This window comes from Actinoallomurus sp. CA-150999 (assembly GCF_050942425.1).
Taxonomy (GTDB): domain Bacteria; phylum Actinomycetota; class Actinomycetes; order Streptosporangiales; family Streptosporangiaceae; genus Actinoallomurus.
The window spans coordinates 2203539-2226953 of the sequence record NZ_CP192063.1 but is presented as its reverse complement, the minus strand read 5'-3'; the positions used below and the strand labels follow the sequence as shown (position 1 = coordinate 2226953).

The following is a 23415-nucleotide window of genomic DNA, read 5'->3' as shown; positions in this document are numbered from 1 at the left end:
GAGTTAGCTTCCCACCAACTGGAAAGAAGGTTTTCTTTTCGGTCAGTACGGCGCCGTGCTCCTCCCCCGCCAGTCTCAGAGGAGCCGAACTTGAGACGGACCATCCTCCGGCTCGTCGTCGCGTTCGCGGCGACGGCCCTCCTCGCCCTGCCCCACTTCACCCCGAACGCCCGCGCGGCCACCGCTCCCACCGCCACCTTCACCAAGGACTCCGGCTGGGGCACCGGCTACCAGGGCAAGTACACGATCACCAACGGCGGATCCACGACCCTGAACGGCTGGAAGGTCGAGTTCGACGTGCCCGCCGGCGGATCCGTCGGGTCGTACTGGGACGCGCTGATGACCCAGAGCGGCACGCACTACACCTTCACCAACCGCGACTACAACGGCACCCTCGCGCCCGGCGCCTCGGCGAGCTTCGGCTGGGTCGGCGCGCCCGAGTCGGCGACCCCGTTGAACTGCAAGCTCAACGGGCAGTCCTGCACCGGCGGCGGTGGCGGTGGGGGCGACACGTCACCGCCGACGACGCCCACCGGCCTCCGCGTCAGCGGTACGACGTCCAGCTCCATCAGCCTGGCCTGGACCGCGTCCACCGACGACGTCGGCGTCACGGACTACCGCGTGTACGAGGGGTCCACGGTGGTCGCCACGTCGACCACGACCAGCGCGACGATCGGCGGGCTGGCCGCGAGCAGCAGCCACACCTACACCGTCACGGCACGGGATGCGGCGGGGAACGAGTCCGCCAAGAGCGCGGCGGTCACCGGCACGACGCAGTCCGGCGGCGGTGGCGGCGGCTCGTACCAGAAGGTCGGCTACTACCCCCAGTGGGGCATCTACGGCCGTAACTACTGGATCAAGAACCTCGACACGACGGGCGCGGCCGGGAAGCTCACCGTGCTCAACTACGCGTTCGAGAACCTCGACCCGACCAACCTGGGCTGCCTGGAGACCACGAAGAGCACGTCGACCAATCCGGAGGACCCCGACCAGGGCACCGGGGCCGGCGACGCGTACGCCGACTACGGAGCCTCGGTGTCGGCGGCCAACAGCGTCGACGGTGTCGGCGACACGTGGGACCAGAAACTCAAGGGCAACTTCAACCAGATCAAGAAGTTGAAGGCGAAGTACCCGAACCTGAAGGTGCTCGTCTCGATCGGCGGCTGGACGTACTCGAAGTTCTTCTCCGACGCCGCCAAGACGGACGCCGGGCGCAAGAAGCTCGTCAGCTCCTGCATCGACATGTTCATCAAGGGCAACCTGCCGGTGTCGTCCGACGGGACCGGCGGCGCCGGGACCGGTGCCGGCGTGTTCGACGGCATCGACGTCGACTGGGAGTGGCCGGGCGACCCGAACGGACACCCGGGCAACCACTACGACCCGAGCGACAAGGCGAACCTCACCGCGCTGCTCGCGGAGTTCCGCAGCCAGCTGGACGCCCTGGGCAGCGGGCACCTGCTGACCGCCTTCACCCCGGCCGACCCGGTCAAGGTCAACAACGGCTGGGACCTCTCTAAGATCTTCAACTCGCTCGACTTCGCCAACGTGCAGGGGTACGACTTCCACGGCGCGGGCAGCGACAACTCCTGGGAGCCGAACCGCACCGGCGACCAGGCGAACCTGTACGTCGACAACAACGACCCGTACTCCACCCACTTCAGCGTCGACTCGGCGGTGAAGGTCTACACCGACGCGGGGGTGAGCACCCGCAAGCTGACGATCGGCATCCCGTTCTACGGCCGGGGCTGGCAGCAGGTGGCCGACGGCGGCAAGAACGGCGAGTGGCAGGCGGCGAACGGCGCGGCGCCCGGTGACTTCCCGGAGGAGGCCGGCACCCGGGGCTACAAGAACATCGCCGCGAACGTCCCGGGCTGCACGGTTTACCACAACGAGCAGGCCGTCGCGACGTACTGCTACACCGGCGCGAACGGCCAGTGGTGGACGTTCGACGACCCCTGGTCCATCGGGAAGAAGACCGACTACATCAAGAGCAAGAACCTGCTCGGCGCGATGATCTGGGAGATGTCCGGGGACACCGGCACCCTGATGACCGCGCTGTCCTCGGGACTCGGCTGACCCTCGTGGGCCGGCGCCGCACCAGGGCGCCGGCCCACCCGGGGGCCCGCCCACGCTCGTGCTCAGCGCGGCAGGAGTCCCTGATCGACGACGCCCATCACGGCCCGCGCCGCCGAGGGGATCCGCTCGTGGGGGATCTGCCCGTCCACGATGAGCGCGGCCAGTCCCTGCATGACGCAGCGCATGGTCAGCAGGACGGCGTCGACCGAGTCGGCATGGATGTCCCCGGCCCGGATCGCCTCGGCGATCACCGTGCGCATGATCGCGTACGCCTCGGATTCAGCGGCGTGGAGGACGGGGTGAGCGGCCCGGTCGGGCACCGCCCCGCCGAACATCAGCCGGTAGAGAGCCGGCTCGCCGTCCGCGAACGCGAGGTACCGCTGCCCGATGACGTGCATGCGTTCGAGCGGGCGAGTCCCTTCCGCCTCGGACATCGTGGCCGCCAATTCCGTGAACCCTTCGGCTATCACCGCCGCGAGCAGCGACTCCTTGTCGGGGAAATGCCGGTACGGCGCGGCGGCGGAGACGCCCGCCCGCGCCGCGGCGGCGCGGAGCGTGAGGCCTGCGACGCCTTGTTCCCGGACGAGTTCGCGTCCGGCGTCGACGAGGGCGCGCCGGAGGTCGCCGTGGTGGTACGCCGTCTTGCGAGGCGATGTTGACACCGTTAATATCCCTCCATGTAAGCGGCGTTAACTTTACTCACCGGCACGTCCCCGCGCCACGGCGCGCGGCGCGGCCACACGACCAGAGGAGGCGCCCGTGACCGTCTGGGCCGGCAGAATCCTGATGTTCCTGGCCACCGCCCATCTCGTGGTCACCACTGCGCTGAGCCACGCGCACCTGTCCGCGTTCCTCCAGGGAGACCTGTGGTTCCCGGCGAACGGCCTGAGCGAGCTCAGCCCCGAGCTGGGCGCCTACTGGCTGACGGTCGGCGGCTTCGGCCTGCCGCTGCTGTTGCTCGGCGCGGTCGTGGTCTCGACCGGCCGGGCGGGGCGGACGCTCCCCGCATACCTCGGATGGGGGCTCGTCGCCTGGACGCTCGTCGGCTCGCTGCTCCTCGAGCCGACTCCGATGATCCTCGCCCTCATCCCCGCGGGAATGCTCATCGCCGCACGCCGGCGCGCGGGCGACGGGTCCGCCGCAGCGCCTCGCGTACGCGCGTAGCCGGGTTGGCCGTGCCCCGGCGAGGCCAGGCGGAATAGGGTTGCCTCATGGTGGATGCCGGAGCAGTGGTCGACCTGTTGAAGGACGCGCGCGAACGCCGCACCGCGCCGTTGATCCTCGAACTCGATCTCACCGACGGGATCGTCGAAGGCCCGCCCGCCGACCCGGTGAGCGCGGTCGTGTCGATGCGCCGGGCCCATCTGCGCGACGTCCTCGACGGGCTGCGGAAGGGCCGTTCGGACCCGCGGGTGCGGGCGCTCATCGTACGGATCGGCGGCAACCGGCTCGGGCTCGCCGTCGCCCAGGAGCTTCGGGCGGCCGTCCAGGCGTTCCGTCAAGCGGGGAAGCTGACCGTGGCCTGGGCGGAGTCGTTCGGGGAGACCGGCCGCGGCACCGTCCCGTACTATCTCGCGACCGCGTTCGAGCGGATCTACCTGCAGCCGTCCGGCGACCTGGCGCTGACCGGCGTCGCGCTGGAAGAGCCCTTCTTCAACGAGGCCCTCGAGAAGGCCGGGATCACTCCGCGGTTCGCCAAGCGGCACGAGTACAAGACGGCCGCGAACACCTTCATGGAGCGTTCGTACACGCCCGAGCACCGGGAGATGTCCGATCGCATCGTGTCCTCCGTCGGCGAGCAGGTGGTCGCGGGCGTGGCCGCCGGGCGCGGGCTGTCCGAGGAGCGCGTCCGCGAGCTGATCGACCGGGCGCCGCTCCTGGGTTCGGAGGCCCTCGAGGCCGGTCTGGTGGACCGGCTGGCCTACCGCGACGAGGTGTACGCCGAGGTCCGGAAGGCGGCGCGGGGATCCGGCGCGGACGGCGAGGTCCGACTGCGCTACGTCGCGCGCTACAACCGCGCCCAAAGCGTCGCCAAGCGGATCCCGCGTCCGCAGCAGGACGTCGTCGCGCTGATCCAGGGGCACGGGCCGATCCGGCTGGGCCGCAGCGGCCGCAGCCTCCTGCCCGGGCAGAGCGCGTCGATCGGTTCGGACACCGTCGCTGCGGCGTTCCGCGCGGCGGTCCGGGACGACAAGGTCAAGGCGATCGTGTTCCGGATCGACAGTCCCGGCGGCTCGTACGTCGCCTCGGACACGATCTGGCGCGAGGTCGTCCTCGCCCGCAAGGCCGGCAAGCCGGTGATCGTGTCGATGGGCAACGTCGCGGCGTCCGGCGGCTACTTCGTCGCCGCCCCCGCCAGCACGATCGTCGCGCAGCCCGGCACACTCACCGGGTCGATCGGGGTCGTCTTCGGCAAACCGGTCGTCGGTGACCTGCTCGAGCGGCTCGGCATCGGGCTGGGCACCGTCGAGCACGGGGCGCACGCCCGGATGTACGCGCCGACGCGTGACTTCACCGAGGAGGAGTGGGCGCGGGTCAACATCTTCCTCGACCGGGTGTACGACGACTTCACCGGCAAGGTCGCCGAGGGCCGGGGAATGCCCCGCGACCGCGTGCACGAGCTGGCCCGGGGCCGGGTGTGGACCGGGGCGGACGCCCACGAGCGAGGGCTGGTCGACGAGCTCGGCGGCCTCGCGTACACGATCGACCTGGCGCGGAAGAAGGCCGGGCTGCCCGTCGACGCGCCGGTGCGGACCTACCCCCGCGCCACGCCGCTCGATCGCCTGCGCCCGGCCGAGTCCAGCGACGACCGTACGGCGGCGAGCGCCCGGGTGGACGCCTGGGGGCCGATCACCGGGATCGCGGCGCGCCTCGGCCTGCCGTCCGGCGGCCCGCTCCTGCTCCCGGGCACCTGGGAGATCCGTTGACGCACGCCGGCCGCCCGGCCGCGCCGTGACCGGGGGCGAGGTTCCGGCCGACGAGCTCGTCGACGCGCTCGCGACGTTCGCGACCGGCGTGGTGGTCGTCACCGTGCGCGACGGACGCGACGACATCGGCACGACGCTGACCGCGTTCTCCTCCGTCTCGCTCGATCCGCCGATGGTGCTGGTCGGAATCGACGGCACGTCGTACCTCAGCGAGGTGCTGGACCGGGCCGAACGCTGGGCCGTGACCGTGCTGGCCGCGGACCAGCGGGCGCTCGCCGGCCGGTTCGCCGCGGCGGGCCGGCCGAGCGCCCGGTTGCTGATCGCCGGGGAGCCCCACCACCGGGGGCCGCGGTCCGGGGCGCTGGTGATCGAGGGTGGAGCGGCCGCGCTGGAGTGCGAGGCCCGGCAGCAGGTCACCGCGGGTGACCATGTGCTGTTCATCGCCGAGGTCCTCGCCGTCGACTACGTCGACGCCGAGCGGCCGCCGCTGATCCGCGTCAACCGCCGATACCGCTGACGAGAACGATCACCGCCAGCAGCGCGACGATCCCGAAGATCGCCCGGGCGGTCTCCCGCATCCGCAGGCCGCGCATCTCGGCGAGCCGGGATTTGTACATGCCCCAGTTCCGGTGGGCCTGACGGGCGCGCTCGGAACGCGCGCCGATGAAGAGGGCGACGATCACTGCGAGAAGGATGTACATGAAGGGTCTCCATCCGGGGAGAGGGTGGTTGCGCGGACGGGCGGCCGGACGTCGGCGACGGCGTCCGGCGAGGTGAGACGGACCGGCCGGAAGCCTGAGACGACCGGCGAGTCGAGCCGGGCCGACCGAGAGTCCGGGACGACCGGCGAGGTGAGGCGGATCGACCGGGAGTCCGGGACGACCGGCGGGGCGAGGCGGGCCGACCGGGAGTGCGGGACGGCCGTACGGTGCACGGGGCGGGGCCGCGCCGGAACTCCTGCGCGATGACCACGACGCCGATGCAGGTGACGAGCGGCAGGAAGGCCAGCATGGCCAGGACGAGGGCGAGCCAGGCCGGCGCGTGGAGCAGGTAACCGCCGGTGATGAAGGGCGCGCTGGCGATCAGTCCGGCGATCGCCGTCTTCAGGCCGGCCGTGGCCATTCCGCTGGGCGAGTGAACGGGCTCGTCCGAAGCGGTCCGCAGCCGCAGGTCCCCCATCGTGGCGGTCATCTCGTGCGTCTGCCGCTCGATGGCCACGTCCGCGCGGCCGGTCGGGTGTTCCGTCGTTTCCCGGCCGATGGCGGTCTCGTCATTCCATTTCGTTTGCACCGCTCGTCTCCTATGAGGTGGAGCAGTTATGCTGCTTGCCTCGATATAGAGATTACCGGCGAAACGCTCGATTACTCGGCAGGCCACCTAACCAAATTGACACAATTATCTATTTGGCGATAAAGCCAATTGCCTGCTGTTTATCGGCCAGGACGTGCATCGCCAGGCCCCTATCGCGGACATTCCCTTTTGCGCCCCCGCGTCACGCTTCCCCGCGCTGTGCGCGCTATCGTGACGCGCACTCGCTCGCTGCGGGCTTCCGTCGTGCGCGCTTTCTCCGTGCACGCTCGCCGTGTGCGTACTCTCGCGGTGCGCACTTTCGGCGCGCCCGCTCCCGTTGTGCGGCCTTCCGCGCTGCGGGCTCCCGCCGTGCCCCCTTTCACGGTGCCCGCTCGCTCTGTGCCCGGAGTCGCCCTGCCCACCGCCGCGATGCATGACGCCGACGTGCGTACTATCCTCCGGCGAGGTGGCGGCGAGCGGACCGGCGAGGGGACGCGAAAGCGGAACGACTCCGCACCGGAAACGGCGCCCACCTGGCCTTTCGCGGCGCTGTCAGGCCATGCGTCATACGCCCGTCACACGGCATACGCGTAGTGCCATACGGCTATCGGCATGTCACCTTCCTGCGACCCTGCTTTCATTGGCAGGGCGAGCAGGCGACCCGCACAATGTGACCGTACGGCACGCTATCCCGCCACCGGTCACCTGTCGGCCGCGCGGGGCGGATGAGAGGTGGGTGGACGCCATGCCGAAGACACCGAGATCCGCACCACGGGAGGCGGAGCCGGGACCGGGCCGAGCGCCCGCGGCCGGCCGTTCACAGAGCCCCCTGGAACGGGTGACCGTGAACCTCACCGCTCGCTCCGCGACGGCGCTGGACGACGTCGTCCAGCTGACTCGGGACACGAAGACGGACGTGATCAACCGGGCGCTCCAGGTCTACGCGTTCCTGGAAAAGATCATGCACGAGGGCGGCTCGGTCTATATACGGGAAGCCGAATCCACGGATTTCGAACGGCTAAAATTCTTCTGACCGTCGTCCGTCATCCTGGACCGCGAAACGGCCGGAGCGAACGTCATTACCCCTGGTCGACATGCACGTCAATCGGCCGTCAAGCAGCATTGGAACGCGCCACTGGCGTTACCCGAGTGACTGTCCGGGTGGACGCTTGCCACCTCGCTGAAAAAGGGTATGGCATCCTGCCATCTCGCTGATTTAGTCTAAGCCCGTTGGAAGGCGGCAGAAGGCGAGATGACGGACGCCCCACTGATTCTCGATCTTCACCGGCGAGGGGGGAGAGATGGCATCGGATCCCGGCCCTGTCGTTCAGCGTGCGCGCCTCACGGCCGAGCTTCAGCGGATACGCCGCGACGCCGGCAAGACGCAGGAGGAGGTCGCCCGCGCGCTCGACTGGTCCCCCTCGAAACTGATCAGGATCGAGGGCGGAAACGTCGGCATATCAACGACGGATCTGCAGGCGCTGTTGAGATATTGCGGGATCGACGACGAGCCCCGCATCCGTGAGCTGGCCACACTCGCGCGTGGTGCTCGGACACGCGGCTGGTGGGATCCATACAAAGAGGATCTGAACGACAACGCCTACTGCACATACCTCGGCTATGAGCTCGGCGCATCGAGCATACGGTCCTTTTCACCGCTCCTCGTGCCCGGACTTCTGCAGACCGAGGAGTACGCGCGTGCGCTGACCATCGAGTTCCGGCCGACGGCGGGCGGGGCTGAGCCGGTCATCGAGGTCCGCCTGCTGCGCCAGGACAAGGTCTTCAACCGCGAGGACCGGCCGCTCCAGCATTTCGTGCTGGATGAAGCGGTCATCCGCCGCCGGGTCGGCGGGCAGCGTGATCGCAGCATCATGCCGCACCAACTCGCGCACATACTGGAGATCGCCCGCCTGCCCGACGTGACGATTGAACTGATTCCCTTTGATAAGGGTTCACATTTCGGCATGCTCGGCGAGTTCACGGTTCTCGGATTCGACACCGGCCCGGCGGGCGTGCTTTATCTCGAGAACGCCCGAGGCGGAGACCTGACGGTGGCCGAAAGCGAGCAGATCGCGGCCTACCTCGAGGCATTCGACCATCTGCGTCAGCTGGCCCTGCCGGAAGATGAGTCCATCGCCTTCATCGAGGCGGCCGCCGCCAAGATGAGCGATGAGCCGCCCATCGGCTGAGCCGAGCCGGCCGGATCTCGTCACGAGGGCGATCCGCCCCGCGCGGCGGCACTAACCGGTGGGGAGTACTCGACCGTTCGAGGGAGTGACGCCGACCGGCGCCGCATCGGCCGGTTCCCGGCGGCCCGGCACGGCCAGGGCGGCCTCCACGCAGCCGGTGTTCCCACTGCGCGCGCTTTTGCGCCATGGCATCGCCAGAACGAACGAGCTTGGATCGGCAGCCATCTGCCTTCCCCTTACCGGACCGCCGGCCCAAAGACCCCTATGACCGGCACGATTGATACGCATAGTCACTGCCCTCGGGCACTGGATAGCGGATACCCGAGGGTGACACTGATCTAACCAGAGTGGCGCACCCCTCGCACAAGATCACGAGGAGTTTGCCGAAGGCGGCCCTAAGTTTATGGCGGACCGGACAGCGCTCACGCCGTCACGCCCATCCTTCCACGCCCGCCCGGGTCCGGCCGCCGGCTCTCAGCGCCACGAGGCGATCACCGGCCTTCGTTCACCCACTCGGCGCTCCGGCCTCACGCGACCCGCGTGCGCTTCGCGTCGGCGCGACCGGATGTGCGGGGGCGACACGCGCCGGGCACCGGGCCGCCATCCTCCTCTACTGTCGAGTAGCCATTCTCGGAATAGCGTCTATCTGCGTAGATGCCACGTGAGACGACTTGTCCGCTTTCGCAGTCACAAGTTGCCATAGGACATCATCACGGGTCATTCGTGACACTTGTCCCTAGGCGATCCATCGGCGTCCTGACATTCTCGGTTCTCGTAACACCCGGGACCTCTCCCGATCAGCCCACATCCGAGCAGAGGACGCGCCGGTGGAAAAGCAGTACGAGTTGTATTGCCAGAAAGACAGGCTCTTCTATGACGTCCTTGACGGACAGGAGCGCCCGGCTTTCTCCATCGCCGATGAGTCCCTTCCCGAGGGGTGGCAGCGGATTCGCCGCAGCGAGTGGCTCGTCTACGTCCCGCCGGCCCAGCAGATCCCCCAGCAGGGCTGGAAGGTCCACGTGTCGGCGTGTCACGACAACGCCGAGGGCGTGCTGACCCGGGTGCGCGACTATTGCGTTCCACGCGGTATTTCCTTCAAGCATCTGCGCAGTGTCGACGTCCTGCTGATGCGCAACGCGAAATACGCGCCACGCGGTGGAAGCGGAAAGCTCGTTACCATCTATCCGCGCGACGAGGCCGAACTCCAGCGGATCCTGCGGGACCTCGGCGAACTCCTGGCCGGCGAGGCCGGGCCGTACATCCTCACCGATCTGCGGATCGGCGACGGGCCCCTCTACGTCCGCTACGGCGGCTTCACCGAACGCCACTGCATGGACGAGAGCGGCCGGCTCGTCTCGGCCATTGAGGACGGCGACGGCCGGCTCGTGCCGGACCGCCGCGACCCGGTGTTCAAGGTGCCGGAGTGGGTGACCGTCCCCGGCTGCCTGCGGCCGCACCTCGACGCGCGCAACGCGGTCACGATGGCCGGGCTGCCGTACAAGGTCACCGAGGCGCTGCACTTCTCCAACGGCGGCGGGGTCTATGCCGCCGAGGACACCCGGACCGGCGAGCGCGTGGTCCTCAAGGAGGGCCGGCCGCACGCCGGCCTGGCGGCCGACGGCGCCGACGCCGTCACCCGGCTCGAGCGCGAGCGCGACATGCTGGAGCGGCTGGCCGGGATCGACGGCGTGCCCGCGGTCCGCGACTACTTCACCCTTGGCGACCACCACTTCCTGGTTCAGGAGTTCGTCGAGGGTCGCACGCTCAACACCTTCTTCGCCGAGCGGCATCCGCTGCTCGACCCCGAGCCCGACCCCGCCCGGCTCGCCGAGTACACCGAGTGGGCCCTGAAGGTCTACGAGGGCACCGAGCGCGTCGTCGAGTCCGTCCACGCCCGCGGGATCGTCTTCAACGACCTGCACATGTTCAACATCGTCGTACGGCCGGACGACACGATCGCGCTGATCGACTTCGAGACGGCCGCGCCGGCCGCCGACGAAGGGCGCCAGATCCTCGCCAACCCCGGCTTCCTGGCCCCGCCCGACCGCCGGGGCACGGCCGTCGACCGGTACTGCCTCGCCTGCCTGAGACTCGCGCTGTTCGCCCCGCTGACGACGCTGTTCCAGCTCGACCGGACGAAGGCCGCACACCTGGCCGAGGTGATCGCCGGACGGTTCCCGGTGCCCGATGGGTTCCTCGAGCCGGCCGTCGCGGAGATCTCCCGCGACGCGACGACGGGCACGCGGCTCGTCGGCCCCCGGCCCCGGATCACGGCCGATCCGGCGGGCTGGGAGCAGGCGCGTTCGGCGCTGAGTACGGCGATCACGGCGAGCGCCACGCCGGACCGCGACGACCGGCTCTTCCCCGGCGACATCCAGCAGTTCGGCGGCGGCGCGCTCGGCCTGGCGTACGGCGCGGCGGGCATCCTGTACGCCCTCGACGTCACCGGTTGCGCGGTCGACCACGAGGACTGGCTGATCGAGCACGCCACGAACCCGCCGTCCGGCACCGGGCTCGGCCTGTACGACGGCCTGTACGGGGCGGCGTTCACGCTGGCCCACCTCGGTCACCTGGACGCTGCGGCGAAGGTCGTCGACATCTGCCTCAGCGAGCGGTGGGACCGGCTCGCCCTCGACCTGCACGGCGGGCTGCCCGGCATCGCGCTCGCCCTGGAGCAGCTGTCCGGCCCGCTCGAGGCGCCGGCCCTCCGGGACGCCGCGACGCGCGCGGCCCAGCTGGTCGCCGACCGCCTCGTGGCGGCGGGCCCGCCGGCCCGGCCCGGGCTGCTGAACGGCATGTCCGGCCCGGCCTTGATGTTCATCCGGTTCTTCGAGCGCACCGGCGACGCGAACCTCCTCGACCTGGCCGCCACGGCCATCCGGATGGACCTCGACCGGTGCGTGACCGACAAGAACGGCGCGCTCCACGTCGACGAGGGCTCACGGATCCTGCCGTACCTCGCCCGCGGCAGCGTCGGCATCGGAATGGTCATCGACGACTACCTCGCGCACCGTACGGACGACCGGTTCGCCGAGGCCCGCGAGGGGATCCGGCGCGCGGCCCGGTCGGTCTACTACGCCCAGTCCGGGCTGTTCAGCGGACGCGCCGGGATGCTGCTGCACCTCGCCCGGCAGGGCGATCCGCAGGCGGCCGCGCACGTCCGCGACCTGGCCTGGCACGCCGTCTCGTACGAGGGCGGCCTGGCCTTCCCCGGCGAGAACCTGCTCCGGCTCTCGATGGACCTGGGCACCGGGACCGCCGGCGTCCTGCTCGCGCTCGGCGCGGCGATGCACGACCGGCCGGTCCACCTGCCGTTCCTGGCGGCACCAGAGCAACCCGCGAGAACCCTCGCGGGTGTCGGAGACACGAACACGATAGGGAGGTGAACCGACGATGACGCTCCTCGACATGCAGGGCATGGAGTCCACCCCGGGTGGTGGCGGCGAGGCCAACAGCAGCCTGAGCCTGCTGTGCCACAGCTCGCACAGCATCACGATCTGCCTCTGATGATCCACTCATGGTTCCGGGAACCATGGCCCGGGCCATGAAGGCAGGGAGACCGATGACGGCGAGTGGGCTCGTGATTCGGACGTTCCGCGACGGCGGCGTCTGGGCGAGCCTGCTCGCCGTCACCTCTTTGCTGCGCGCGGGGGCGGAGACGCTCCTGCCCGCCGTCCTCGGCCGCGCCGTGGACGGCGTCCTGCACGACGGCGGGACCTCCACCTGGCCGCTCGTCTACGCGGCCCTGGTGGCCACCGCCATGACCGGCGACGTCCTCACCGAACTCGCGATCGGCGCCAGCGCCGCCACCGCCACCGCGCGGATGCGCCACCGCTTCGTGCGCCGTCTCCTGGCGCTCGGCCCGTCGCTCGGCGTCGAACGCGTCCGCGGCGATGAAGGGCCGCGGGACGACGCCGCTCGCGCAGCGTGCGAGAAGGGTCAGCGACCCGGCCGGAGCGAGCGGCCGGGCAGCGTAGCCCTGAGCGCCTCCGACACGACGGAGGCCGCTCGCGCAGCGCGCGAGAAGGGTGAGCTCCCCGGGAACAAGCGGACCGGCCGGAGCGAGAGCAGCGTTGCCCTGAGCGCCTCCGACACGACGGAAACCTCTCACGGAACGCGCGAGAAGGGCGCGGGGCCCGCGACCACGTCGACCGGCCTCGCGGCGGGCGACGTGACCAGCCGGGCCGTCACGGCCACCGCGGACACCGGCCTCGGCCCGTCCGCGCTCGTCCTCGCCGTCACCGCGGTCCTTCCCCCGGTCGGCGGAGTGATCGCCCTGGTCCTGCTCGACCCCTGGCTCGCGCTGACCTTCGCCCTCGGCCTGCCGCTGATCGTCTTCGTCCTGAACGCGTTCGTCCGTGACACCTCCGCCGTGGTCGGCCGCTATCTGGCCGTCCAGGGCGCCATCGCCGCCCGGCTCGTGGAGACCCTCGCCGGCAACCGTACGGTCGCGGCCGCCGGCACGACCGACCGCGAGACCGCCCGGATCCTCGCTCCCCTCCCCGAACTCGCCGCGCACGGGCACGCGACCTGGCGGGTGCAGGCCGCGACCGCCGGAAGGAGCACCCTCGCCGTCCCGCTGCTGCAGATCGCGGTCCTGGCCGTCGCCGGGTACGAGCTGGCCTCCGGGCGGCTGAGCGCGGGCGGCCTGCTCGCCGCCACCCAGTACGCGGGGCTGGGCTCCGACGTCGGCCCGGTGATAACTCAGCTCGGCCGGCTGGCCCGCGCCCGCGCCGGAGCGGCCCGGCTGGCCCCCGTGCTCGACCGGGAGCCGCCCGCGCACGGCTCCGCCTCGCCGCCGGCGGGACCCGGCCGCCTGGAGTTCCGCGGCGTGTCGGCCGCTCCCGTCCTCGACGGCCTGGACCTGACCGTCCCCGGCGGCCAGGCCGTCGCCGTGGTCGGCCGGTCGGGGTCGGGCAAGTCGCTGCTGGCCGCCCTGACCGGCCGCCTCGCCGAACCGGACGCCGGCGAGATCCTCCTGGACGGTGTCCCACTGCGCGACCTGAGCCGTACGGCACTGCGGCAGGCGGTCGGGTACGCGTTCGCGCGGCCCGTCCTGTTCGGCGCGACCATCGCCGAGGCGATCGGCGGAGACTCCGTCGCGGCGGCGCGCGCCGCCCAGGCGGACGCCTTCATCCGCCGCCTGCCCGCCGGCTACCGGACCCCGCCCGACGCGGCCCCCCTCTCCGGCGGCGAGTTGCAGCGCCTCGGTCTCGCCCGCGCGTTCGCCCATCCCGGGCGGGTGCTGATCCTCGACGACGCGACCTCCAGCCTCGACACCGTGACCGAGGTACAGATCGGGGACGTCCTCACCCGGGACCCGCGCACCCGTCTGATCATCGCCCACCGGGCGGCGACGGCGGCACGCGCGGACCTGGTGGCCTGGCTCGACGGCGGGCGGATCCGCGCCTGCGCCCCGCACCGCGAGCTGTGGGCGGACCCGGCGTACCGGGAGGTGTTCCGCTGATGACCCGGCACCGGGTCCGTAGTGGGCGGGTGCTGCTCGCCGCCGTTCGCCGGCATCCGCGCGAGGCGGTGCTGCTCGCGGTCTGGTCGGCGGTCGAGGCGGCGCCCGTTCTCGTGCTCGGGCGGGCCGTCGCGGGCGCCACGGACGCGTTCCTGGCTCACCGCGCGGGGGTGGGGATGGCCTGGCTGGCCGCCCTGGCCGCCGCCGCGGCCGTCGGCGCGGTCGGCAGCGCGCGGGCGTACCGGCCGCTGGCCGGCATCGTCGAGCCGCTGCGCGATGCCCTGGTGCGCCAGGTGGTCCGCAGCGCGGTCCGGGACGCCGTCCGCAGCGGGCGTCCGGACGACGCCGCCGTCGCCCGGCTGACGCAGCACGTGGAGATCGTCCGGGACACGTTCGCGGGGCTGCTGGTGGTCGTCCGTGGTTTCGTGTTCACGCTGGTGAGCGCGCTGATCGGGTTGACGGCGCTGATGCCGGTGACGCTGCTGCTCGTGGTGCCGCCGGTCGTGGCCGGGCTCGGGCTGTTCCTCGGCATGGTGTCCCGGGCGGTGGCCCGCCAGCGGGAGCTGATCCTCGCCGAGGAGCGGATCGCCGGATCCGCGACCGCGCTGGCCGCCGGGCTGCGGGACGTCGTCGCCTGCGGCGCGGAGGACGCCATGGCGGCCGAGACGGGGCGGCTCATCGACGCGCAGGCGGCGGCCGCACAATCAGTGGCCCGCCTGGCCGCCGGCCGGACGATCGCGCTCGCCGTCGGCGGGCGCGTGCCGCTGCTGGCGATCGTCGCGGCCGCCCCATGGCTGCTGCGTCACGGCGCGACCCCCGGCGCGGTGCTCGGCGCGCTCACGTACGTCCTCCAGGGGCTCACCCCCGCGCTGCACACCGCGATCCGCGGGCTGGGCGGCAGCGGACTGCGCCTGGCGGTCACCGTCGACCGGCTGATGGAGGTCGGCGACGTGCCCCCCGTACCCCGTCCCTGCGCACCGGGCAGCGGGGACCTGCGGCTGTCCGGGGTGACCTTCGCGTACGGGCCGGAGGCCGACCCGGTGATCGAGGACCTGTCCCTGTCGGTGCCCGACGGCGACCACCTGACGATCGTCGGCCCCAGCGGCATCGGCAAGTCGACCCTGGCTCTGCTCATCGCCGGGCTGCTCACACCGGCCCGGGGGACCGCGTGCCTGGGCGGGACGCCCGCCACGGAGGTCACCCCGGACGCCCGCACGCTGATCCCGCAGGAGGCTTACGTCTTCGGTGGCACGCTGCGGGAGAACCTGTGCTACCTGTGCCCGGACGCCTGGGACGGTGGTGCGGGCCCCGGCGACCGCACCCTCGGCGCCGCCGCCGAGGCCGTCGGCCTGACGCCCGTCGTCGAACGCCTCGGCGGGTACGACGCCGTGCTCGACCCCGCCACACTGTCGGCGGGCGAACGCCAGCTCGTCGCGCTGACGCGCGCCTACCTGTCACCGGCGCGGCTGGTCGTGCTGGACGAGGCCACCTGTCACCTGGACGCGGCGGCCGAGGAGCGCGCCGAGCAGGCCTTCGCCGCACGGCCGGGCTCCCTCATCGTCATCGCGCACCGGATGACCTCGGCACGGCGCGCCCGCCGGGTCCTCCTCCTCGACGGGACACGGGCCTGGCTCGACACCCACGAGGAACTGCTCCTCCGCTGCGCGCCGTACCGGGATCTGGACGGCCACTGGGCGGCGGGCGCGGACCGCGGCCCGACGGATACGGCCGTCCGGCCGACCCCACCGGGCACGGACGGCGTTGCCGCCGACCGTCGAGTGGATCCGGAGCGGGCTCCGGCGGGCGGATCAGAGCCAGCCCGCGTCGTCGGCGATGCGAATGGCGTCGACCCGGTTGCGCGCGCCGATCTTCCCGATGATGCGCGACATGTGGTTCCGGACGGTACGGACCGAAAGGAACAGATGGTTCGCGATCTCGGCGGATGAGGCTCCCTTGGCGGCCAGCCGCAGCACGTCGAGCTCCCGCTCGGTCAGCGGGCTCTCGGCGGTCTCCAGGGCGGCGAAGGCCAGCTCCGCGTCGATCACCCGCTCCCCCTGAGCGACCCGCCGGACCGCGTCGGCGAGGTCCTCCGGCGGTGCGTCGATCATGACGTAGCCCATCACCCCGGCGGCCACCGCCCGGCGCAGGTCGCCTGGTCGGCGACGGCCGGCCATGATGAGGATCCCGCAGGAGGGGAGCTCGTCGTGGAGGTCACGGGCGACCGCGAAGCCGTCCCCGCCCGCCAGGCCGGCCCCGATGAGGGCGACGTCGGCATCCATTTCCAGCGCGGTCGGCACCGCTTTGTCGGCGGACTCTAACGCGGCACCGACTGACATATCGGCCTGCCCGTCGAGCAGGGCGACGAGCCCACCGCGCACAAGATTTGTATTCTCGACGATGAGAATGCGTATCATTTCCACCTCTCGGCATTTTTGATTTCGGCGAGCCATCGGCTTTTTCCACGCTCGTGAAATCTTTCCTACGCCGGGGCCATGTGATCGCGCGATCATCGCCTGACCACGAGAGGCGGGTGAGTCGGCCATGTGTGGACATGCTTGAACATCAGGAGGCTCCCGAGGGGCTGGGGGCAGTTCCCTCAAGAGTGGATGACGATGGGTTAACAGTCAACGCCACAGTGTGGCCACGTCGGGCCGCATGTCAGTAAGTATTTACCGTCCAAGATCAATTAATAAAACTATTGACCTAACGCGTTTCTGTTTCGTCATACCGGCAGTCCGGACCGCCACACTTTCGCCACCTGCGGAACACCGGGCCGGTACGCCAGGTGGATGTGCGACGGGGCGTCCAGCAGCAGGACGTCGGCCCGCGCGCCCGGCCGCAGATGCCCCACGTCGGTCCGGCGCAGCGCCCGCGCGCCGCCCTCGGTGGCCGCCCGTACCGCCTCCTCCGGCGTCATCCGCATCTCCCGGACCGCCACGGCGATGCAGAACGCCATGCTGGAGGTGTAGCAGGAGCCCGGATTGCAGTCGGTCGCGAGCGCCACGCTCACCCCCGCGTCGATGAGACGGCGGGCGTCGGGATAGGGCTGCCGGGTGGAGAACTCCACGCCGGGCAGCAGGGTCGCCACCGTCTCCGAGTCCGCGAGCGCGGCCACGTCCGCGTCAGACAGGAACGTGCAGTGGTCGGCGGACGCGGCACCGTACTCCACCGCGATCTGGACGCCCGGGCCGTGGCCGAGCTGGTTGGCGTGCAGGCGCGGGATCAGCCCGGCGGCCCGGCCCGCGGCCAGGATCTCCCGGGTCTGGTCGGCGTCGAACGCCCCGCGTTCGCAGAACACGTCGATCCACCGCGCGTACGGCGCGCAGGCCCGCAGCATCTCCCCCGCGACCAGCCGGACGTACTCGTCCGGGTCGGCTCCCGCCGGGACGACGTGCGCGCCCAGGTAGGTGACCTCGTCGACCAGCCCGGCGGCGATCCGTACCGCGCGCTCCTCGTCGGCGACGGTCAGCCCGTACCCGGACTTGCACTCCACCGTGGTGGTGCCCTGCCGGGCCATCTCCTCGACGAGCCGCCGTACGTTGGCGCCGAGTTCCTCGTCGGAGGCGGCGCGGGTCTTCGCGACGGTCGTGCGGATGCCCCCGGCGGCGTACGGCCGGCCGCTCATCCGCGCGGCGAACTCCTCCGCGCGCTCCCCCGCGAACACCAAGTGCGCGTGCGAGTCGACGAACCCGGGCAGCACCGCCCGGCCGCCCGCGTCGTACACCTCGTCGGCAGCCGGTGCCTCGGCGGCGGGCCCGGCCCACGCGATCCGTTCGCCGTCGACGACCAGCGCGGCGTCCGGGATCAGCCACCGCTCTTCGTCGGCCCCGGCCAGCTCCCCGATGTTCGTGATCAGAATGCTCACGCAGGCCTCCCGTCGACGGCTGATCGCAGCGGCCAGCGGGCCCGCTCCCGCCCTCGTGACGGCCGGGTGGCCGCGTGAGGACGGGTCACGCCTTCATCGGCGCGGGCTCCGCTCGCTCATGCGGCCAGCATGGCATCCGGACGACACCGCCGACACGACCGGCGGAGCGGAGCCGTCTGACATCCGAGACGCGGCCCCGTGCCGACAAAGGCAGGGATCAGTCGCGGTGCAGCAGGATCTCGAGCACCGTCTCGAGATAGCGCTTGCGGTCGTCTCTGCCGGCCGGGAGCACGTCCGGCGCGGCATGCATCAGGTGCGTCTGGCCCAGGTGGCTGGTGTAGATCAGCACTCCACGGCGGCGTGCCTCGTCGGCCGGGAACCCGAGCTCGGCGAGGATCTGGGTCACGTAGTCGATACGGCGCTCGGTGACCCGCCGCAGTGCGGCGGCGACCTGAGGGTGCCGGACACTGCCCACCAGGACGACCTCGATCGGATCCCCGTCGGTCGCCGCGGGGACCGCCTTGAACAGGTTCCGCAGCCGTCGTTCCGGGTCCGGTTCGTCGTTCACCGCCGTGATGACGCCTTCGGTGTTGAGCTCCTCCCAGCGCTGCAACACGGCCTCGATCAAGGCCTCCCTGTTGGCGAAGTGCCAGTAGAAGCTGCCCTTGGTGGTCTTGAGCCGCTTCGCGAGGGGCTCGACGGCCACCGCGGCCAGACCGCCCTCACCCAGGGCGATCAGCGCCTCATCCACCCAGTCCCGCGCCGTCAACCGCCGGCCGGCGCCCTTGCCCTGATCCTTCGCCACCGCCGCAGACTACCGCAGCGACCAGCCCCTATACGCGTCCGTACGGGATGCGGCCGCACCGACATGCGTCACTCCTGGCGACACGTCGCCCGGGCCGCCGGTCGCGCGCTCGCCGATGACCATACGGTGCCGTACAGTCGGCGTCTCTCACGCACGGCCGTTCGGCCATGGACCGCCGGGCCCTCCGCGTTCTCAGGCGACGGCGGTCAGGGCGACCCGCCGTCGGCGGGCTGACAGCGGGATGCCGGTGGGATGACAGCGGGCCGGTCCATCGTCGGCGGCATGAACGAGACAGAGACCCACGTCCTCATCGCCGGAGCCGGCCCGACCGGCCTGACCCTGGCCTGTGACCTCGCCCGCCGTGGCGTCGACTTCCGGATCGTCGACCGGGAGCCCCGGAGCGGATCGCGCGGAAAGGGGCTGCAGCCCCGCACGCTCGAGGTGTTCGACGACCTCGGCGTGGTCGACGCCGTGCTGGCGTCCGGCGCCCCTTACCCGCCGATCAACGCCTATCAGGACGGGTCGGTGGTGTGGCAGGGCCGCATGCACGAACCCGCCGAACCGACCCCGGACGTGCCCTATCCCAACGTGTGGATGGTGCCGCAGTGGCGCACCGAGGAGATCCTCCGGGACCGGCTCGCCGCACTCGGCGGGCGGGTGGAACGCGCCGAGGTCACCGGCTTCGAGCAGGACGACGAGGGCGTCACCGTCGAGCTCGACGGCGGCCGCCGGGTGCGCGCCGCGTACCTCGTCGGCGCGGATGGCGGGCGCAGTCTCGTCCGCAGGCGGCTCGGGGTCCGGTTCGACGGGGAGACGCACGAGGCGGAGCGGATGCTGATCGCCGACGTCCGCACCGGCGACCTGGACCGGGACCACTGGCACACCTGGGGGGACATGGCCACCCAGAAGCTGACCGTCGGGCTGTGCCCGCTGCCCGGCACCGACGTTTTCCAGCTGACCGCCCCGATCGGCGAGGAGGAGACGCCGGATCTGTCCCTGGAGACGTTCCAGAAGATCGTCAGTGCGGTCGCCGACGTGCGGCTCACGGACATCGGCTGGACGTCGGTCTACCGGGTCAACATCCGGATGGCGGAGCGGTTCCGCGTCGGGCGGGTGTTCCTCGCCGGCGACGCCGCCCACGTGCACTCGCCGGCGGGCGGGCAGGGACTCAACACCGGTGTCCAGGACGCCTACAACCTCGGATGGAAGCTCGCCCGGGGCGGCGACACGTTGCTGGACACGTACGAGGAGGAGCGCCTGCCGGTCGCCGCCGGGGTGCTCGGCATCAGCACGAAGCTGTACCGCAAGGCGGCGCAGGGCCAGGCGGACGCGTTCCGGCGCGGTGAGGAGACGCGGCAGCTCGGCATCGGGTACCCCGACAGCCCCCTGTCCGTCGGCGGCGGAAAGGCCGGCGAACGCGCGCCGGACGCGCCGTGCCGCAGCGCCGACGGACGACCGGTCCGGCTGTTCGACGTGTTCCGGGGCCCGCACGTCACCGTGCTGGGCTTCGGCGCGGACCACGCGGAGAGCGTCGCCCGGATCGACGCGGCGTACGGGCCGGCGGTCCGCGCCTGCACGGTGGGCGAGGGCGGCGACCTCGTCGACGTGGAAGGGCACGTCCGCGCGGCGTACGGGACCGACGGGGTCGTGGTGGTCCGGCCCGACGGGTACATCGGGTCCTACGACGCGGACCCGGACGCCTACCTGCGGTCCATCGTCTGAAGCAGCAGGTCCTCGGGGCGGGAGAGGACGCGGCCGCGCTCCCACGCGGCGCGGAGGCGCTCCTCTCCCAGCGCGGCCTCGCACCGGCCCACGAGTTCCCGGACCCAGGGGTCGTCCGTCTCGTCGATGCCCCGGAGCGTACGGGCCGCGCTCAGGGCGGTGGCGGCGCGCTCAGCGTCCCCTTGGTCGAGGCACCACGCGGCGGCGTGCTCCACGGCGGTCGCGCGCGCCACGTCGTCCCCGGTCCCGGCCATCAGGCCGAGCGCCTCGGCGTGCAGGGCGCGGGCGGTGCCGGAGTCGCCTCGGGCCGTCTCGGCGCGGGCCAGGACGCCGCGCAGCAGGGCGACGAACTGGGTAGGGGCCCGCTCCGGCGCGATCGCGAGCGCGTCCCGCAGCCACCGGACGGCCTCGTCGAGGTCGCCGCCGAGCAGCGCGAGCTCGCCCAGCGCGCCGCGGACCCTCGCCCGCCCGAGCGCGTCCCCGCCGCGGTCGGCGGCCGCGAGTGCCCGCTCCAGATCGGCCCGGGCGCCGGTGTGATCGCCGGCCCGGGCCCGCGCCTGCCCCAGCTGGACGAGCAGCATCATGGGCGCGGGGATCTCCTCGACCGCGCCGATCTCGGCGGCACGCGCCCGCGCCCGTTCCAGCGCCGACGCGGCGTCCGTCCAGGATCCGCGGTTCGCCAGGATCAGGGCCAGCTCGTACCGGCAGAACGCCTGCCCCCACCGGTCACCCACCTCGTCGAACAGGTCCAGCGCCGCCCGCACATGCGCCTCGGCCCGTGCCGCGCCGCCCGCGGTCCACTCGAACTCCACGATCCCCTCGACGAGCCGGGTCATCGCCCGCAGCCAGGGGTCGGCGTGCCCGCCGAAGCGCTCGACCAGGGCGCCCAGCCGATCCCCCAGCGCCCCCGCGAGCGCCCAGGCCGCGAACGCCGCCGGATGGTCGCTCCGTCCGATGACCCGCAGGGCCCGGTCGAGCGTGGGGGTGACCTTGCGGACGCCGAACGGCGTGCCGTCCGACGAGGCGATCAGCACGCAGATGGCGTGGGCCGTCTCGCAGCCGGGCGGCGGTTCGGGTCCGACCGCGTCGAGGACTCTGGACGCCCACTCTCCGGCCTGACGCCACCCGCCCCGCAGGACCCACGGCCAGACCCGTGCGACGACCATCCGCAGCGCGGTCTCCGCCCGCCCGGACGCCACCGCCCGGCCGAGCGCGGCGTCCAGGTCGCCCTGGACGGCGTCGAGCCGCGCGAGCCAGGCGAGCTGGTCGCGGCCGCGCAGCAGCGGCTCCGCTGTCTCCGCCAGTTCCAGGAAGTACGCGCCGTGCGCGCGCGTCACCGCCGCCGTCTCGCCCGCGTCCTCCAGCCGGCCGGCGGCGTACTCCCGGACCGTCTCCAGCAGCCGGTACCGCGCTCCCGTGCCGTCGGCGATGACCAGGGACTTGTCCACCAGCCCGGCCAGTGCCTCGACCACGTCGCCGCCGGGCGCGCACACCCGGCGTACGGCCTCGGCGTCCGCGCCGCCCACGAACACCGACATCCGGCGCAGCAGCGCCTGCTCGGCCTCGTCGAGCAGGTCCCAGCTCCAGTCGACGACCGCCCGGAGCGTACGGTGCCGGGACACGGCCGACCGCCGCCCGCGGTCGAGGAGGCGGAAGCGATCGCCGATCCGCTCGGCGAGCTGGTCGGCGGTCAGTGACCGCAGGCGAGCGGCGGCGAGTTCGATGGCGAGCGGGATGCCGTCCAGTTCGCGGCAGACCCGGACGACGTCGTCCGTCACGGCGAAGCCGGGCCGGACCGCCGCCGCCCGATCCGCGAAGAGGCTCACCGCCGGGGACTCCCGGGGGTCGGCGCCGGGTTCGGGCAGGCCGAGCGGCGCCACCGGGAACAGCGACTCCCCCGCGATCGCCAGGGGCTCCCGGCTGGTGGCGAGGATCCGGACCTCCGGTGCGGCCGCCAGCAGGCGTTCGGCCAGCTCCGCCGCGGCGTCGACGAGGTGCTCGCAGTTGTCGAGGAGGAGCAGGAGGCGGCGGCCGGCGAGCGCCGCCACCAGCCGGCCCAGGGGATCCGCGGGCGCGAAGGCGCCGGTCTCGCCGTCGTCCACCGTGGCCAGGACGGCCGGCGCCACTCCGCCGGGCGCGGTGACGGCTCCGAGCTCGACCAGCCGGGCCGGCTCCGGCCACCCGTCCGCGACCTCGACGGCCAGCCGCGTCTTGCCGGTGCCGCCGAACCCCGTGAGGGTGACGAGCCTGGCGTTCTCGAGGGCGGCGCGGACCTCGGCGAGTTCGCGATCGCGGCCGATGAACCGCGTCGACCGGGCGGGCAGCGCGCCGGGCCGCGCCGCGGCCTGCTCTCGCAGCGCCGCCAGATGGGCGGCCCGCAACTCCGGTCCGGGATCGACGCCCAGCCCGTCCGCGAGCGCGTGCCGCGCCCGCTCGTACGTCTCCAGGGCGTCGGCCCGGCGACCGGCCGCGCACAGGACCCGCATGAACCGGGCCTGCAGGCGTTCCCGGGTGGGATGGGCGGCGGCCGATTCCTCGACCTCCGCGACCGGCACCGGCACCCCCGCGGCGAGCGCGGCGTCGATCCGGTCCTCGACCATGGACAGCCGCAGTTCTTCCAGCCGCACCGTCGGCGCGGCGGCGAAGGGCGCACCGGCCGCGTCCGCCAGGGGCGTCCCCCGCCACAGGGCGAGCGCCTCGTCCAGGACCACGACCGCGCGGGCCGGCTCGCCCGCCGTCAGCGCCTCGGCCGCCGCCCGCTCGAACGCCTCGGCGTCGACCGCGTCCGGCGGCAGATCCAGGCGGTAGCCGGCGGGGTGGGAGGCGACCAGCTTCCGGTCCTCGCCGAGCGCACGGCGCAGCCGGGCGACGAGACTCTGCAGGGCGCCGGCCGGATCGACGGGCGGCTCGCCGTCCCACAGGTCGTCGATGAGCCGCTCGGCCGTGACCATGCGCCCGGGATCGAGTGCGAGCCGGATCAGCAGCAGGCGCAGCCGCGCCCCGCCGACCTCGACCGGCCGGCCGTCCCCGCCCCGCACCTGCAGCGGCCCCAGTATCCGGATACGCATGGCGGG

At 72.3% G+C, this 23415-nt stretch carries 16 protein-coding genes and 1 pseudogene; 11 read left to right on the top strand and 6 right to left on the bottom strand.

What is annotated here, in order from left to right:
* The first annotated feature begins 90 nt into the window (after window positions 1–90).
* On the top strand, window positions 91–2076 hold the full coding sequence (locus tag ACQP2O_RS10580; RefSeq protein ID WP_433182231.1) for a glycosyl hydrolase family 18 protein: 1986 nt from the start codon (window positions 91–93) through the stop codon (window positions 2074–2076).
* A gap of 62 nt (window positions 2077–2138) precedes the next feature.
* On the opposite strand, the gene ACQP2O_RS10575 is transcribed toward ACQP2O_RS10580, so the two are convergent.
* Window positions 2139–2738: a TetR/AcrR family transcriptional regulator gene (locus ACQP2O_RS10575; protein WP_433182229.1), complete on the bottom strand. Its 600-nt coding sequence runs from the start codon at window positions 2736–2738 to the stop codon at window positions 2139–2141.
* A gap of 97 nt (window positions 2739–2835) precedes the next feature.
* Here ACQP2O_RS10575 and ACQP2O_RS10570 point away from each other — a divergent pair, with 97 nt between their 5' ends.
* From ACQP2O_RS10570 to ACQP2O_RS10560, 3 genes are read left to right on the top strand one after another with little or no spacing between them, the layout of a single operon-like run.
* The gene (locus tag ACQP2O_RS10570) at window positions 2836–3240 is read left to right on the top strand and encodes a DUF6463 family protein (RefSeq protein ID WP_433182227.1); all 405 of its coding nucleotides are present in this window, start codon (window positions 2836–2838) and stop codon (window positions 3238–3240) included.
* A 47-nt stretch (window positions 3241–3287) separates the two neighbouring features.
* Entirely contained in the window at window positions 3288–5003 is a 1716-nt protein-coding gene (gene sppA / locus ACQP2O_RS10565; protein WP_433182225.1) for a signal peptide peptidase SppA, read from the top strand.
* A gap of 25 nt (window positions 5004–5028) precedes the next feature.
* Window positions 5029–5520 carry a flavin reductase family protein gene (locus ACQP2O_RS10560; protein WP_433182223.1) on the top strand — a complete coding sequence of 164 codons (492 nt, stop codon included), beginning with the start codon at window positions 5029–5031 and terminating at the stop codon, window positions 5518–5520.
* Here the strand turns inward: ACQP2O_RS10560 and ACQP2O_RS10555 are convergent.
* The gene (locus ACQP2O_RS10555) at window positions 5501–5704 is read right to left on the bottom strand and encodes a hypothetical protein (protein WP_433182221.1); all 204 of its coding nucleotides are present in this window, start codon (window positions 5702–5704) and stop codon (window positions 5501–5503) included. The genes ACQP2O_RS10560 and ACQP2O_RS10555 overlap by 20 nt on opposite strands.
* A gap of 1334 nt (window positions 5705–7038) precedes the next feature.
* Between ACQP2O_RS10555 and ACQP2O_RS10550 the strand changes: the two genes are divergently transcribed.
* The 6 genes and pseudogenes from ACQP2O_RS10550 to ACQP2O_RS10525 all read left to right on the top strand — a co-directional run.
* Window positions 7039–7326 carry a hypothetical protein gene (locus ACQP2O_RS10550; protein ID WP_433190980.1) on the top strand — a complete coding sequence of 96 codons (288 nt, stop codon included), beginning with the start codon at window positions 7039–7041 and terminating at the stop codon, window positions 7324–7326.
* Between the two features lie 268 nt (window positions 7327–7594).
* Window positions 7595–8482, top strand: coding sequence for a helix-turn-helix domain-containing protein (locus tag ACQP2O_RS10545; protein WP_433182219.1), 888 nt, complete (start codon window positions 7595–7597; stop codon window positions 8480–8482).
* Between the two features lie 827 nt (window positions 8483–9309).
* A complete protein-coding gene (gene lanKC, locus ACQP2O_RS10540; RefSeq protein WP_433182217.1) occupies window positions 9310–11868 on the top strand; it encodes a class III lanthionine synthetase LanKC in 2559 nt (852 codons plus the stop codon).
* Window positions 11869–11875: 7 nt separating this feature from the next.
* Window positions 11876–11989, top strand: a complete 114-nt coding sequence (locus ACQP2O_RS10535) for a SapB/AmfS family lanthipeptide (protein ID WP_433182216.1) — start codon at window positions 11876–11878, stop codon at window positions 11987–11989.
* A gap of 55 nt (window positions 11990–12044) precedes the next feature.
* Window positions 12045–13949 (top strand): ATP-binding cassette domain-containing protein, encoded by a 1905-nt coding sequence (locus ACQP2O_RS10530; protein ID WP_433182214.1) that lies wholly within the window; start codon window positions 12045–12047, stop codon window positions 13947–13949.
* Window positions 13949–15427, top strand: a pseudogene (locus tag ACQP2O_RS10525) (ATP-binding cassette domain-containing protein); the annotation flags it as partial. The gene ACQP2O_RS10530 and the pseudogene ACQP2O_RS10525, both read left to right, overlap by 1 nt.
* Before the next feature lie 330 nt (window positions 15428–15757).
* Here the strand turns inward: ACQP2O_RS10525 and ACQP2O_RS10520 are convergent.
* From ACQP2O_RS10520 to ACQP2O_RS10510, 3 genes are all read right to left on the bottom strand, one after another.
* Window positions 15758–16492 (bottom strand): response regulator transcription factor, encoded by a 735-nt coding sequence (locus ACQP2O_RS10520; RefSeq protein WP_433182212.1) that lies wholly within the window; start codon window positions 16490–16492, stop codon window positions 15758–15760.
* A 179-nt stretch (window positions 16493–16671) separates the two neighbouring features.
* Window positions 16672–17814: an imidazolonepropionase gene (hutI, locus tag ACQP2O_RS10515; RefSeq protein WP_433182210.1), complete on the bottom strand. Its 1143-nt coding sequence runs from the start codon at window positions 17812–17814 to the stop codon at window positions 16672–16674.
* Window positions 17815–18031: 217 nt separating this feature from the next.
* Window positions 18032–18619: a TetR/AcrR family transcriptional regulator gene (locus ACQP2O_RS10510; RefSeq protein ID WP_433182208.1), complete on the bottom strand. Its 588-nt coding sequence runs from the start codon at window positions 18617–18619 to the stop codon at window positions 18032–18034.
* A gap of 282 nt (window positions 18620–18901) precedes the next feature.
* Between ACQP2O_RS10510 and ACQP2O_RS10505 the strand changes: the two genes are divergently transcribed.
* A complete protein-coding gene (locus ACQP2O_RS10505) occupies window positions 18902–20341 on the top strand; it encodes an FAD-dependent oxidoreductase (protein ID WP_433182206.1) in 1440 nt (479 codons plus the stop codon).
* Here the strand turns inward: ACQP2O_RS10505 and ACQP2O_RS10500 are convergent.
* A complete protein-coding gene (locus ACQP2O_RS10500; RefSeq protein ID WP_433182204.1) occupies window positions 20320–23409 on the bottom strand; it encodes a BTAD domain-containing putative transcriptional regulator in 3090 nt (1029 codons plus the stop codon). The two genes, ACQP2O_RS10505 and ACQP2O_RS10500, sit on opposite strands and share 22 nt — an antisense overlap.
* Between the last annotated feature and the right edge of the window lie 6 nt (window positions 23410–23415).